13 protein-coding genes and 1 tRNA gene are annotated in these 12,805 nt (G+C 49.1%); 11 read left to right on the top strand and 3 right to left on the bottom strand.

Going from position 1 to position 12,805, the window contains the following annotated elements; all coding sequences use genetic code 11:
* Positions 1-16 precede the first annotated feature (16 nt).
* A complete protein-coding gene (locus CMN55_RS16685) occupies positions 17-2,920 on the bottom strand; it encodes a nitrate/nitrite transporter (protein ID WP_293951390.1) in 2,904 nt (967 codons plus the stop codon).
* A 245-nt stretch (positions 2,921-3,165) separates the two neighbouring features.
* On the opposite strand from CMN55_RS16685, the gene CMN55_RS16680 reads away from it, so the two are divergent.
* A complete protein-coding gene (locus CMN55_RS16680; protein WP_293951388.1) occupies positions 3,166-3,864 on the top strand; it encodes a cyclic nucleotide-binding domain-containing protein in 699 nt (232 codons plus the stop codon).
* Positions 3,865-4,050: 186 nt separating this feature from the next.
* On the opposite strand, the gene CMN55_RS16675 is transcribed toward CMN55_RS16680, so the two are convergent.
* Positions 4,051-4,133: transfer RNA gene (locus tag CMN55_RS16675), tRNA-Ser, on the bottom strand.
* Between the two features lie 151 nt (positions 4,134-4,284).
* On the opposite strand from CMN55_RS16675, the gene CMN55_RS16670 reads away from it, so the two are divergent.
* The 8 genes from CMN55_RS16670 (at position 4,285) to CMN55_RS16635 (ending at position 10,408) form a co-directional block, all read left to right on the top strand.
* The gene (locus CMN55_RS16670; RefSeq protein WP_293951386.1) at positions 4,285-5,532 is read left to right on the top strand and encodes a tyrosine-type recombinase/integrase; all 1,248 of its coding nucleotides are present in this window, start codon (positions 4,285-4,287) and stop codon (positions 5,530-5,532) included.
* Positions 5,529-6,146, top strand: a complete 618-nt coding sequence (locus tag CMN55_RS16665; protein ID WP_293951384.1) for a hypothetical protein — start codon at positions 5,529-5,531, stop codon at positions 6,144-6,146. The genes CMN55_RS16670 and CMN55_RS16665 overlap by 4 nt, the downstream gene beginning before the upstream one ends.
* A 109-nt stretch (positions 6,147-6,255) precedes the next feature.
* A complete protein-coding gene (locus tag CMN55_RS16660) occupies positions 6,256-6,483 on the top strand; it encodes a helix-turn-helix transcriptional regulator (RefSeq protein WP_293951382.1) in 228 nt (75 codons plus the stop codon).
* On the top strand, positions 6,480-6,953 hold the full coding sequence (locus CMN55_RS16655; RefSeq protein ID WP_293951380.1) for a hypothetical protein: 474 nt from the start codon (positions 6,480-6,482) through the stop codon (positions 6,951-6,953). The genes CMN55_RS16660 and CMN55_RS16655 overlap by 4 nt, the downstream gene beginning before the upstream one ends.
* Complete coding sequence (locus tag CMN55_RS16650) at positions 6,950-8,839, top strand: bifunctional DNA primase/polymerase (protein ID WP_293951378.1); 1,890 nt, start codon at positions 6,950-6,952, stop codon at positions 8,837-8,839. Before CMN55_RS16655 ends, CMN55_RS16650 begins: the two co-directional genes overlap by 4 nt.
* Entirely contained in the window at positions 8,827-8,988 is a 162-nt protein-coding gene (locus CMN55_RS16645) for a hypothetical protein (RefSeq protein WP_293951376.1), read from the top strand. The genes CMN55_RS16650 and CMN55_RS16645 overlap by 13 nt, the downstream gene beginning before the upstream one ends.
* 169 nt (positions 8,989-9,157) lie before the next feature.
* Positions 9,158-9,499 (top strand): hypothetical protein, encoded by a 342-nt coding sequence (locus CMN55_RS16640; RefSeq protein WP_293951374.1) that lies wholly within the window; start codon positions 9,158-9,160, stop codon positions 9,497-9,499.
* Between the two features lie 99 nt (positions 9,500-9,598).
* Positions 9,599-10,408 carry a tetratricopeptide repeat protein gene (locus tag CMN55_RS16635; RefSeq protein WP_293951372.1) on the top strand — a complete coding sequence of 270 codons (810 nt, stop codon included), beginning with the start codon at positions 9,599-9,601 and terminating at the stop codon, positions 10,406-10,408.
* Positions 10,409-10,875: 467 nt separating this feature from the next.
* Here the strand turns inward: CMN55_RS16635 and CMN55_RS16630 are convergent, their stop codons facing one another.
* Complete coding sequence (locus CMN55_RS16630) at positions 10,876-11,532, bottom strand: hypothetical protein (RefSeq protein ID WP_293951370.1); 657 nt, start codon at positions 11,530-11,532, stop codon at positions 10,876-10,878.
* Between the two features lie 187 nt (positions 11,533-11,719).
* Here CMN55_RS16630 and CMN55_RS16625 point away from each other — a divergent pair, with 187 nt between their 5' ends.
* Both CMN55_RS16625 and CMN55_RS16620 read left to right on the top strand, forming a co-directional pair.
* Positions 11,720-12,004, top strand: coding sequence for a LysR family transcriptional regulator (locus tag CMN55_RS16625; RefSeq protein WP_293951368.1), 285 nt, complete (start codon positions 11,720-11,722; stop codon positions 12,002-12,004).
* 18 nt (positions 12,005-12,022) lie between these two features.
* Positions 12,023-12,610, top strand: coding sequence for a thermonuclease family protein (locus CMN55_RS16620; protein WP_293951366.1), 588 nt, complete (start codon positions 12,023-12,025; stop codon positions 12,608-12,610).
* Positions 12,611-12,805 lie beyond the last annotated feature (195 nt).

Here is a 12,805-nt window from a genome sequence, read left to right as displayed (position 1 = left end):
TCCCAATATCAAATTTTTAAGGGTTCTTCACATAGGCGTCATTACGGAGGTAGAACCACCAGTTAATCAGCATGCAGAGGCTGTAAAAAATGGCGAAACCGTAGAGTGCGTACTCCGGTGTCGTCGCCTGTATCTGCTCGCCGAAGACCTGCGGAATAATAAAAGCGCCATATGCGGCAATTGCCGACGTCCAACCAAGAACCGGCCCTGCCTGTTCCTTATCGAACACGACAGCAATTGTCCGGAAGGTCGACCCGTTGCCGATCCCGGTTGCGGCAAACAGAATGATAAACAGGATCAAGAAGGGGAAGAAATATTCTTCCGGTGTCATCGATCCATAAGCCGCCTTCATGAAATAAGCGACACCGAGTGCGGACAGGACCATAACGAGACTGATGATCTGGGTGACCAGCGCCCCACCGTATTTGTCCGCCAGTTTTCCCCCAACAGGTCGGATCAGCGCGCCGATAAAGGGACCCATCCAGGCATATGTCAGGGCACTCGGCCCGTTCGGATTGGCGACGCTGTGGTTCATCACACCATCGACCAGGCCGTGCTGAAAGCCAAAGATGACCTGGATCGCCAACGCCAATGCCGCCGAAAAGCCAATGAAGCTCCCAAAAGTCATGGTATAGATCACCGTCATGGCCCAGGTATGCTTGTTATTGAAAATCTTGAACTGGCGCTTCAGGTTGGGCTGGATATTTCCGGGGATAAGCCGCAGCAGCATTAGTGTAACCACGATGATGATGGGAAGCACTAGCCATTTGGAAAGCTCCAGTCCGGATCCCCCGGCATCACTTGGCAGCAGCAACCACAATCCAAATATTGATGTCAGCAGCCCGACAAGCAGCATGCCACCAATCTTGACAAAGGCACTGATGGCAGAGGTGGCATCCGGAGATACATGCGTATCGCGAATGTTATTCATCCCAAACCAAATGGCCGCCAGCAGCGGAATAAGAAAAACCAGCCAGATATATCCGGCGTTTTGAATATAGGTTTCCGTTCCTGCCGGGATTTTCCCGATCAACGTACCGGAGGAGGCCGTCAAAATCATCGGATCGCCGCCGAACATGGCGAATGTCATGACCAGCGGCACAAGTATTTGCATCGTGGTGACGCCAAAGTTTCCGATACCGGCGTTCATGCCGAGGGCATAGCCTTGAATCTTCTTGGGGTAGAAAAAACTGATATTGGACATGGAGGAGGCGAAATTACCGCCTCCCAGCCCGCTCAGCAGGGCCATAAGCTGGAACTGCCAGAGAGGTGAATTGATATCCTGTAACAAAACACCTGTGCCAAATGCCGGTATGATCAGGAGTGCCGTGGTAATAAAGGTAGTGTAACGTCCGCCGCCAATCCGGATAAAGAAGGAGCTGGGAATTCGCAACGTCGCCCCTGAGAGACCGGCGATTGCAGTTAATGTAAAGAGTTGGCTTTGTGTGAAGGGATAGCCCAAATTCATCATCTGCACGCTGATAATGCCCCAGTAGAGCCAGACGGCAAATCCGCACAGCAGCGCCGGGATAGATATCCATAAATTACGGGTGGCAATAGACTTTCCATCCTTTTCCCATTGAACGGGATCGTCCGGATTCCAGCCGCGCAAATCACGCATACTTTCAAGCTCTGGCAGATCATGGGGCCTGCGCAGTTCGGGAACACGTTTTCCTTCCAGCAAACGAATGGTGAAATGCATCCAGGTAAGAGCAATCGCAATCAGAACCGTCAGCAGCATGAAACAACTTGTCCACACACCGGTAATGTCATTCATAAAGCCGAATGCAATGGGCAGAAAAACGCCTCCCAGCCCCCCAATCAGGCCAACAATACCGCCAACCGACCCCACATGCCCCGGGTAATAGGTCGGGATATGCTTGAAAACGGCCGCCTTGCCGAGCGACATGAAGAAACCGAGAATAATTGTCAGAAGTACAAACAGCCAAAGCGGAATGGTGATATTGAAGCTGATCGGACCGTCAATACCGGCAACGGTGTAATCGGTCGATGGATAGGACAGGATAAATGTGCAGATGACACTGACAATGAATGTCCAATACATGATTGTTCTGGCCCCCCATTTGTCGGACATCCATCCTCCCATCGCCCGGAAAACGGACCCTGGAAGCGCATAGGCGGCAGCCAGCAGACCGGCCGTTTTCAGATCAAGGCCATAGGCGCCGACATAGTAACGGGGCAGCCAGAGCGCTAGCGCAACAAAAGCACCAAAAACAAAGAAATAATAAAGAGAAAACCGCCAGACCTGCAGCTTCTTGAGAGGTTCAATTTGCTCCATAAAAGAGGCACGCTTGATACCTGCTTTTTTGCGCTCAGCAATGTCAGGATCTTCTTTAGCGAACAGGAAAAAAAGGACAGCAGAAACTGCCATGATGATGGAATATATCTGGGCTACTCCCTGCCACTGCCCGCCAACCAGGATCAGAAGATAAGGTGCGCCAAAGTTTGTGATCGCCGCTCCGACATTCCCCATCCCAAAAATACCGAGCGCCGTGCCCTGCTTTTCCTTGGGGTACCATTTCGCCACATAGGCAACACCGACCGCAAAACTGCCCCCGGCAAGCCCGACACCCAAAGCGGCAAGCAGGAGCATTTCGTAGGTGGAAACCAGTGTCAGAAGAAATGCCGCCAAAGCCGTCAGCAGCATCTGAAGCGTAAAAATGATCCGCCCGCCGTACTGATCGGTCCAGATTCCGAAGAATATTCGGCTGATAGATCCGGTAAGAATGGGAGTTGCTACCAGAATACCAAACTGAGTATCGTTCAAACCCAGCTCTGCCTTGATCTGTAAACCAATAATTGAAAAAATGGTCCACACCGCAAAACAGACGGTAAACGTAAGCGTACTGGCAGTTAATGCACGATTTTGATCGCCAGCACTGATGCCTGACCCCACCATGACAACATCCCTCTCAATCAATACCCAATCGCAATTGCTTTGATTTCTTGAGAAAGTAGAGCCCAGTTACAGGGTCGAAATGTTGATTTGAATCAACAGCATAGGATAAGATCATAAAAACAAGCCAGACGCTGGCAAATGACAATTTCGTCAATTTTAGGGATCAAGAATGACGGATTAAAAGTTGGATTTATATTTGCATCTTTGTTAGTATTTGACTTGATATTTATCAATTGAGAAAGCGGATGCGTTTAGCCGACCTTCCTGAAGTGAGAGCAATCCATCTTTTCCGATCGATGGAAGAGGAAACCTTCAACTCAATCTTCAAGGCAGCATACTTTCAAACTTTCCCTGAGCAGGTGGACTTGATTGAAGAAGGTAATCCTGCGGATTTTCTGTATGTCGTGGTTGAGGGATGTGTAGAACTCCACGCCAAAGCCAACGGACGGGAAACCACAATGGCGATGGTCCTCCCTGTCGGAACCTTCATTCTGGCGGCGGTACTAAATGATTCCGTCTACCTTATGTCCGCTAGAACTTGTCAGAAGTCCCGTATCTTGATGATCCCGTCTCAGGATATCCGGGCGGCCATCGAAAAGGACAAGGCATTTGCGGCGGCAATCATCCGGGAACTGGCAAATTGCTACCGCGCAGTCGTCAAGGAACATAAGGGCCTGAAACTTAGATCTGCGGTCGAGCGGCTGGCCAACAGACTGCTCCGTTACAACGATGCTCAAGGTGGCAGCGGTTCCTTACTGCTACCTTTTGATAAACGCACATTGGCATCGCTTCTGGGAATGGCGCCTGAAAATCTGTCCCGTGCATTCAATACGCTGAAACCCTATGGCGTCGTCGTGGACGGTTCAACAGTCCATCTAACGGACATCAAGGCACTCAAGATGCTCGCGAAACCAAACTCACTGATTGATGATCGCGTCATATAACAAAGTACCGTTATTAAATGATGCACCCAAAGACGTGTTTGGATACCGATGTCAGCTTTATGTCCATGGCTGCCTTGCTGAATGGGGTGCAGGCCGATGATCTTTATAGGCCAAGTGCGGTCGTGCTGAGGGGCTGACCGCGCCGCAAAACTAGATTACCGAACAAACTCTAGTCATTGAAATAGTTGGCGACCCCGGCACGACTCGAACGTGCGACCTATTGATTAGAAGTCAATGAAATTGACGTTATCGGGCAATTGATAAGTGTCGCCAGATTTCAAGAATACAGCATAAATCCGCTAATTACAGCCATTTTTATTGCATTATGTGTTATCATGCGATAATGAGGTGTAAGCGCAATATGTTGCCTAGAGGTTGCTTAAACTTCTCTCAAGGCAACATTTAGGATTGGAAAATATCATGCCCGAACTCCCGACACAGAAAACCAGACTGGATAAAGTCGCCGCCTTGAATGGCAGGCAAACGGATTATAAGGACAACGGCCCTTACAGGGTTCCGGGACTGGCCTTGAGGGTTTCCCCAAGTGGCAACCGCTCCTGGATCGTCACGGCACGGCGGCCCGGTAAAAAGAACCCGTCCCGCTTCACCCTTGGCGACTACCGGGAACTAAGCCTGACGGATGCGCGGGACAGGGCATTAAAATTCAAGGCGCAGCTTCGCGAAGGTGGCGACCCTGTACTTGAAAAGCGAAAGCGGCGGGAAGCGGCGGCACAAGTAGCCAGCGCGGAAATCGTCACCTTGCGGAGCGTCTCTGACAGGTTTCTCGCCCATTGCCGCAAAAAGAACAGAACCGCCGATCAGCAGGACCGAACCATGAAGATCGATGTTCTGCCTGTTCTGGGGGATTTACCGCTGGATGGGATCAAGCGCAGCGACATAATCAGCCTGATCGAGACAAAAGCGGAAACCTCGCCAGTGATGGCGAACCGGATTTTGTCGTTGGTTCGCCGGTTTTTCAACTGGGCCATTTCCGTCGATCTGCTCGGCGATAATCCGGCTGCGGGAGTGAAGCCCCCGCACGCCGAAAAAACCCGTGACCGCGTTCTCACAGACGATGAAATAAAGAAGGTCTGTATCGCCGCCGAAAACATGGGCAAGCCCTTCGGACCTATTACCTTGCTCCTGATCCTGACCGCACAGCGGCGCAATGAAGTTGTATCCATGCGCTGGTCCGAAATTGATCAGGATAACAAGGTCTGGATCATTCCCGCTGATCGCGCCAAGAATGGCGTCGAGAACCGGGTGCCCTTATCCGAGGCGGCACTCGAAATCATTAATAGTCAGTCGAAGATCGACAAGTCCGACTTTATTTTTCCATCCTCCCGCAGCCCGGAGGAAAACCCCGCTTCCGGCCTATCGAAAGCGAAACGCAATCTCGACGACGCCAGTGGCGTGAATAACTGGCGATACCATGACCTTCGCCGGACTGCCGCCAGTGGTATGGCACGGCTTGGCATTGCGCCTCATGTCGTCGAAAAGATACTCAACCACGTCAGCGGTAGTTTCGGAGGCGTGGCAGGCATCTATAACCGCTTTGGATATGAAGACGAGAAACGGCACGCACTGGACTCCTGGGCCGCTGCGCTGGACCGCATCGTGCGCGGCCAGCGGGATGATAATATTGTTGCCATCCGGGGGCCGAAATGACCAAAGACAATGGTTATCGTTGTTTTTGTCCTGACGATGACGACTGGCACCGGAATAATTTTAATATCGACGCGGCAGAAGCAGTTAGATACGTAAAAAAAATGCGTAAGCCCGCAGACTTGGGGAAAGGATTTAAAACGAAAATTAATGAACAACTGGAATCACTTAGGAAATACCTACGAAATCTATCACCCGAAATACGTGAAATAATTCGGTACAGAGAGTTAGATTTAATAGTCAAACCGAGAACTGACGCTGGGGAAAAATTACTCCCGGTCATTCACAGTTTAGATACTATACAAATTTTGGATGAAAAAAGCGGCACTCTGGCTTTGTTGGAAAATCTTATAGAAGGAGATTATTCAGGCAAAAAAAAAGACAATCGATTGCGAGTTATTACTCTATACGCTGGTATGATCTGGGAAAAATACGGCGGGAAAATAACTTTAACTGAAAACACTACCGGATTTGTAGCGTTTTTAGAAAGGCTATTAATTGATACCGGCCTGCGATTCGACGATGAACCAATATCTGATGCCAGGAAACGAAAAGCGAATAAGCAACCCACCGCCAAAAAACTAGCAGAAAAATACCTGAAAGCTTTTTTAAAATAGTAAACTGTCAATGCGCAAATCGGGCATATTTTGCCCAATCTCGGCCCTGCTATGTGTCCGAGGCAGTGATCTAATGTGACCTCCTAAATAATTTTTATGGAGTTTCCACATGTCTCAAAACCTCTTAACACGCAGACAACTCAAACAATTCAATGAGGCGGTCCCGCGCTCCCGCTCCGGCCTGCGCAAATGGATCAACAAGTTCGGCTTCCCTAGGCCCTATTATCTCAACGCCAATACGCCGGTCTGGGATGAACAAGAAATCCTCCAATGGTTCGAGAAGCGCCCGCGCACCCACTTCGACGCCAAGGAGCAATCCCTGGAGGTAGAAAAATGAGCAACTCCCTCCAGGAAAGGGCGGGCGTTTTCTTCATAGATTACGAGGCGTTCCGAACACTCGCCCATGCCCACTGCCTCAACGCCGGGTTTCTAAGATTTGGATCGGTTCCCGGCCCTCGCGATGAATGGACCGCGCTTTTGATCGAAGACGATAAAATCATTCATATGGAGCATATTTCACTAGATGGAAACCTACTTGGTTTCAGCAGGCTCGTCATGTGGCGCCTTATGGTACGAAAGCCCGAGGAATGGCGGCGGCGGAAGGCACTTGCCGATTTACGTCCCGATCCGATGCAGGAATTCTATGCTCATCTTTTCGGCTTTATCTGGGATGCCGTGTCCATAGCTCACCTTGTATACGGTCCCGAGATAGCGGCGATAATCGCCGAAGAAATCAATAATACCTTGCCGGACAAGGCCAATGGATACCCTTCGAACCAGATGCCTCAATCACGGAGTTTATCATGACGAAAGATGATAAGCCCGCAGGCAATACATTGGCTCAAGCCCTGAAATTGGCGGAACAGGGTTTCCACATCTTCCCGGTTGGCTCGGGCGAAAAAAAGCCCGCCATCAAGGGATGGCAGGAACAGGCAACCCGAGATGCCATCCAGATTACTAAATGGTTTGAACAGAAAAACCATAATATCGGAATATACACCGGGAAATTTGGTGACGGCTCCACCTCGCTTGTCGTTCTGGATATCGACATGAAGAACGGAAAAAATGGCGAAGCCTCACTCAAGAGCCTCTGTGAAAACCGCTCCCTGCCCGAGACAATGCTAAGCCGAACACCGAGTGGCGGACGCCACATTTTGTTCACATCCGAAACACAGCTTCGAAGTGGCGTCGATAAATTAGGCCAGGGTATCGATATAAGAGGCACTGGCGGCTATATCGTCGCGCCGGGCTCAACTATTGACGGAAAGCCCTACAGGGCGATTGGCGACGTGCCGCCTGCCCCCGTGCCCTCCTGGCTCATGGAGAAACTGGCGACGAAGCGCGCAAAATCAAAAACCGAACTGACCACAAGGAACGCAGTCAGCGCCGACAAGCCTCATAACATTGAAAGAGCGAGAGACTACCTCAAAGATGCTGCACCCGCCATTCAAGGGCGGGGCGGAGATAATCACACCATTGTTGTCGCTAACCGGCTTGGCGACTTCGGCGTAGGCCCGGAAAAGGCATATGAACTGTTACTCGAAATCTGGAATACCCGATGCGTCCCGAAATGGGACGCCGAGGATCTTATGGTAAAAGTAAACAGCGCATATGATAGCCGTGAAAGCGCAATCGGATGCCTGACCGGGGAATATCAGTTCAGTGACGTCTCGCATCTAATTTCGAATGACAATCGGCCTGTAGATCATGGCATCGCCTCTAAAAATACCGCTGGCGGAAGATTAAGCGCGAATATGAAGCTTTATACCATAGCGGAAATGCTTAATAGCCCGCCGTCGTCTTTCCTGATCGATGGCCTGTTGCCCGAAACAGGGGTGGCTGTTCTTGCCGGTCAATCCGGAGACATGAAAACCTTTCTTGCGGTATGTCTTGCCTGCTCCGTTGCCACGGGCATGAAAATCGGAAACCGTACCACAAAGCAAAAATCGGTTCTCATCATGCTGAACGAAGGTCAATCCGGAATAGGACTGAGGGTGAAAGGGTGGATGGATTATTTCGATCACCAGGAATTAGGCGCCTTCCGCATCATGAAATCTACTCCGGACTTGATGCAATCCGGGAGCGTCGAAAAATATATAGATTTCATTGAGAAAGAGAGAGCATGCCCCGGCCTAGTCATCATTGACACCTTTTCAAAGGCAACGGTCAATGGCGACGATAACAACGCCAATGATATGACAAAAGCGTTTGTGAACGCCTACAGAATAGCCGATAAATTTGGAGCGCTGGTCCTGTTGATAGACCACCTTGGAAAAGACTCGAAACGCGGCGTAAGGGGGTCCAGCGCAAAATATGGCGCGGCGGATATGGTAGGGTTAGTTAAGAAAATCGGCGACTATGTCCAACTGAAAGTCGACAAACAAAAAGAAGCTGAAGATGGCTTCACTCTTACATTTAGTCGCATGATGCAAACCATTGAGAATTCCTCGTCGGGGGGGGAATTGCGCATGCCCGTGCTTTTACCAATGCAGGAATTCGGGCCCGTGTTATCACAAAACGAGTGGGTTTTGAGTAAGCTGGAGCTGGATGGTGAAACTCCCAGGATGGATTTGTTATCCGAATTTAAAGAAGAATACGGCGACGGCAAAACCCGAAACTTTAAATCAGTAATTTCAAGGCTTAAGGAACAAGGAAAAATTACTGAGGAAAATGGCCTGATATGGAAAAATTGAAAGACGATCTTTCAGCTTTTACAACAGGGCAACAACCTGTTCCCACCCTCTGGGGCAACAGCCTGTTGCCCCAAGCCTTAAATTTCACGATAAACCAATGTTTTCTGCGGGTAACAACCTGTTGCCCCTCAATGTTTTGGGAAGGGTAACACACCACCCACTCTATAAGAGTGGGTGTGTTGCCCCCGGTTTCCAAATGGTCAAAATTTTTCTAATTCGGACGGGTATTCTCCCCCCCCCTGGCACATATAGGACAGTTCCGCACCTTGTTAACAGATTCCGAGAGCTGTATAATTGGGCAAATCATGAGGACACGCCATGGGCAGACATAAAGGACAACCCAAAACGGGCGGCGCTGTTAAAGGGAGCGTGAAAACGAACACTATCGCCGTAAAGGCGGCGATCCTGCGCGTGTTCAATGAGGTCAACAAGGACGACGAATATTTGAGAGACCTCGCGCTTAACGACAAACACCTGTTCATGAGCCTTGTCGCTAAACTTTTCCCAACTGCTGTTGAAGTGGACATGACACACAAAATTGACATTGTGGCGATTATGGAGGAAGCGGAGAACCGGCTTAATTCCCAGTTGCCAGCGTCTCAGAACGTAATCGGCGTTACGTCACAGGACAATGCAAAGGTATCAAATCAGGAAGGTTGAGAGCGCTTTTTAATCATAACGAAACAATCCAAAAGCCCCCTTGGTTTATAAGAAAATAGTTGTACAATCCGCAGGGTAAAACACCGTGTGAGAGAGCCAATGAAAAATCATGTGCTGCTTGTACCGATCGTGCTCGGGATGCTTTGGAGCGCTCCTGCAATCGGAGCTGACTTTGATAAGGGATTCGCTGCACTTGTCAAACATGACTACGCGACCGCTTTGAAGGAATGGAAACCTCTTGCCGAGCAAGGGAATGTTCCTGCCCAGTTCAATCTGGGTCAAATGTATGCCGAGGGACTAGGCGTTCCGCAAGACTACAAGCAAGCCATAAAATGGTACACAGCTGCGGCTGAACAAGGAGATGCCTCTGCCCAGTTCAATCTGGGTCAAATGTATGCCGAGGGACGAGGTGTTCCGCAAGACTACAAGCAAGCCATAAAATGGTACACAGTTTGGGCTGAACAAGGAGATGCTAAAAATCAGTTCAATCTGGGTGTGATGTATGCCGAGGGACGAGGTGTTCCACAAGATTACAAGCAAGCCATAAAATGGTACACAGCTGCGGCGGAGCAAGGGCTCGCTTCCGCCCAGTACAATCTGGGTAATAGGTATCGTGAAGGACAAGGCGTTCTTCAGGATTACAAGCAAGCTGTCAAGTGGCTCACCGCGGCGGCTGAGCAAGGAATTGCCTCTGCCCAGAGCAATCTAGGTGTGATGTATGAAAACGGGCAAGGTGTTCTACAGGACAATACCCGCGCTCACATGTGGTTCAATATCGCCGCGTCATCTGGGTTGGCCCCTGCTGCCCAAAATAGAGACAACATTGCAAAGCGGATGACTGCTGCCGACATATCCAAAGCCCAGGCACTCGCCCGTGAATGCGTAAAGAAGGAGTATAGAGGCTGCTGATAATGGCTATTGTCGCTTTGCTATATAACAACGCGTGAATAAGAGGTCCGCGAGAATTTCTTACACCACAAATTGAAAAAGAAATCTTCTCCCTTGACGTTCCCTTTATGTTCCGTGCTGTGGGAAGGAATGACAACTCTTAAAGGCCTCGTTACAAATGAAACCCATTTATGGATGTTCTGCGAAAACATTGATTGTCGTAAGAGCCTTCAATGCTCTGTGGCGACGTTGATATGGGCGTTTGGAGCGCATAAGGACCTACAGGAGCTTAAGCGGCAGTCGCGCTGCCCCGAAATATCCATCTCTGCTGTCTATCAGCATCCGGGATATGCGGATGGCGTAAAGAACTCCTCACAGATTGTTACCAAGTAAGTGCAGGCCGTTCGTCGCAGATAAAATTCACATCGCCAAACAATAGTTATCGCGCCAAAAGCACCAATTTCATGGGGCAATTACACCGCAACTCATCAAAGCGACAACCTTTCAAGTTCGGCGGTAAGTTGCTGGCGCTCAAGTTCAGAAATTTGCATCCATTTCATGACTTCATCCCCTATCTCGCTTGTTCTTTCGGCTCTTTTAATTATATCCTGAGGAAAGTCCGGTTTTGAAAAATCAAACCCTATATCTTCACCGCCAACTCCCTCCTGCCAATCCGCTAAAGAAATGAAGGCGATTTTTAAATGGTCCTTGATTTGTGGATCAGAAGTAATTTTCATCGCTTGAATCAACGCTTCTTTTATTTTCTGCTTGGGATATGGAAGTTTGTTCAAATCCGCGACAGAGCCTGGCGTTGGTGCGTCAAATTCCAGCGTTCTTCCATATTTTTGAACAATTTCTAAAAAATCGTCGCTGCCCTCGGTTTCTGCAATTGGCTGACGGATTGTATCCTCCGTTTTTTCCATTTGAATAGAAATCAAATTTGCACTGATGCTTTGTATTGCGAACAGAATAGCCGCTGCGGCAGGAATAAGTGCCCATATCCAATCAGTAAAATACCAAACAGCTCCGGCAACAATTAGGAACAACCATGTTAAATTTACCTTACGCTGGGCTGCTTTTTCAAAATCTGAAGAAGCCTTCCCCATCTTTGTTGCTTTGGCGGCAAATTTCTCGTGTAATTTCATCTAAACTCTTAAATCCGATGCCTCGCAGGAAGTTCATTAATTCGGAAAATCGGACGGCTTGTCATTCAGCGTTAGCACTATAGATAGGTTAAAACATTTTACGGTAGAGGAATAGAGGGCACTTGAGATTGTCCTGAAATCCAACTACTGATTGACAAGTACTTCAATCAAAAACCGAGTTTTGATTATGGCAAATTTCAGACTCGCTCAATTGAACACCTTCGCAAAAGTAATTGAGCTTGAGACTTTTTCAGCGACGGCGGAATACTTTGGAGTTACGCAGCCAGCCATCACCATCCAGATTAGCGAACTAGAGAAGGCGCTGGGTGTTCGCGTGGTTGAGCGTTCCAGCAGGAGAACGAAACCTACCGAGGCAGGCAAGGAACTGTTAAAGCACGTTGTTAAGATAGATGCAGCTATTTCGAAAATGCTTGCGGGCATGGAAAAGCATCGCGGGGATGTAGGTAAATAATCGGCAATATTATTTGACATGGGAAAAGTGGTAAAATTCAAGCGCCCGAGGCGACCGAAACCTGCCCGAAAATCAGGACTGAAGCAGGCTGCAATTGTGGGTGCTGTCTTGATTGCAGTTGTCTTGCTCGGCGTACTCTATCCAACTTTCGCGGCTTATCTGGATGCAAGCGCCGATAAATCAGGGATGCTCACTGGCGTTGTGAGAATTACCGATGGAGATACATTACGGCTGGGCAATACCAAAATCCGGTTGCATGGCATCGACGCTCCGGAATCCAAACAGAACTGTTACAGCGCGAGCGAAACCCTTTACCCATGCGGTAGCAAGTCAACGGCGTATTTGAGGCAGATTATCGGCAAAAATCAGGTTTACTGTGACGGACAACAAAAGGATAGATACAGACGCCTAATTGCCGTTTGTTATGCCGGAAAAATAAATCTGAATGCCGAAATGGTGCGCTCCGGTTGGGCGATAGCCTATACCTACTACTCAAAAGATTATGTGGTACAGGAGATGATGGCTAGGGTTCAGGGTCTGGGCATCTGGCAGGGTCGCTTTGTAGAACCGTATCAATGGCGGCGCACTCGTTCCAGTAAGCAGTAGAATGCGGTGGGATTTTCGGCAGATTGACTTGTTGTCCTAATTGTCACCGTATGTTCAATTCTCGGTTCGAACTTATCCATATTATTAAAAAAATAAGGGTATACGGATTTAATGGTTGATGGGGCACCTTCACCCCATCAATCTGATACCACCCTCAGATGGTTGATAGATCGACTCCGTAGTTGAGTTCCTCTG

This window comes from Sneathiella sp. (assembly GCF_002694385.1).
Taxonomy (GTDB): domain Bacteria; phylum Pseudomonadota; class Alphaproteobacteria; order Sneathiellales; family Sneathiellaceae; genus Sneathiella.
This window is presented reverse-complemented; position numbering and strand designations above follow the sequence as displayed.